This window comes from Anaerostipes hominis (ex Lee et al. 2021) (assembly GCF_002270485.1).
GTDB classification, from domain to species: domain Bacteria; phylum Bacillota; class Clostridia; order Lachnospirales; family Lachnospiraceae; genus Anaerostipes; species Anaerostipes hominis.
Genome location: NZ_NQOG01000064.1, coordinates 1 through 865 on the forward strand (window position 1 = coordinate 1; position 865 = coordinate 865).

Below are 865 nucleotides of genomic sequence, written 5' to 3' on the forward strand. Positions count from 1 at the left end.
TGGGATATGCAAAATCAGAACGCTCCGACAATGAGAATTACCGGAATGGATACAAACCAAAACAGGTAAATAGCAGTTATGGTTCTATGCAGATCCCTGTGCCACAAGATCGGAAATCTACTTTCGAACCACAAGTGGTGAAAAAACGGCAGAAAGATATTTCTGATATTGACCAAAAGATCATTTCCATGTATGCAAAAGGGATGACGACCCGGCAGATATCAGAAACCATGGAGGAGATCTATGGCTTTGAAACCTCGGAAGGATTTATCTCTGATGTCACAGACAAGATCCTGCCCCAGATCGAAGACTGGCAAAACCGGCCACTGGATGAGGTCTATCCAATCCTATATATTGATGCCATCCACTATTCTGTCCGTGACAATGGAATGATCCGTAAACTTGCCGCCTATGTCATTCTTGGGATCAATGCGGAAGGGAAGAAAGAGGTACTTACGATTCATGTTGGAGAGAATGAAAGCTCAAAATACTGGCTGTCTGTTTTGAATGAGCTGAAAAACCGGGGCGTAAAGGACATCCTTATCATCTGTGCGGATGGTCTTACAGGCATAAAGGAGGCCATTGCTGCTGCATTCCCCAAAACAGAATATCAGAGATGCATTGTCCACCAGGTGAGGAATACCTTAAAATATGTTCCAGATAAAGACAGGAAGGCGTTTGCAGCAGATTTAAAGACGATCTACCAGGCATCGGATGAAAAGAAGGCCCTTGCAGCCCTTGAACGTGTGACAGAGAAATGGACACCCAAATATCCGAATTCGATGAAACGCTGGAAGGACAACTGGGATGCTGTTTCTCCCATCTTCAAGTTTTCAGCAACCGTCAGGAAGGTGATATACACAAC

1 protein-coding gene is annotated in these 865 nt (G+C 44.4%); it reads left to right on the forward strand.

What is annotated here, in order from left to right; genetic code table 11:
• Positions 1–865: IS256 family transposase (locus tag CI597_RS17520; protein ID WP_095143030.1), on the forward strand; the 865-nt coding region annotated here is incomplete at both ends.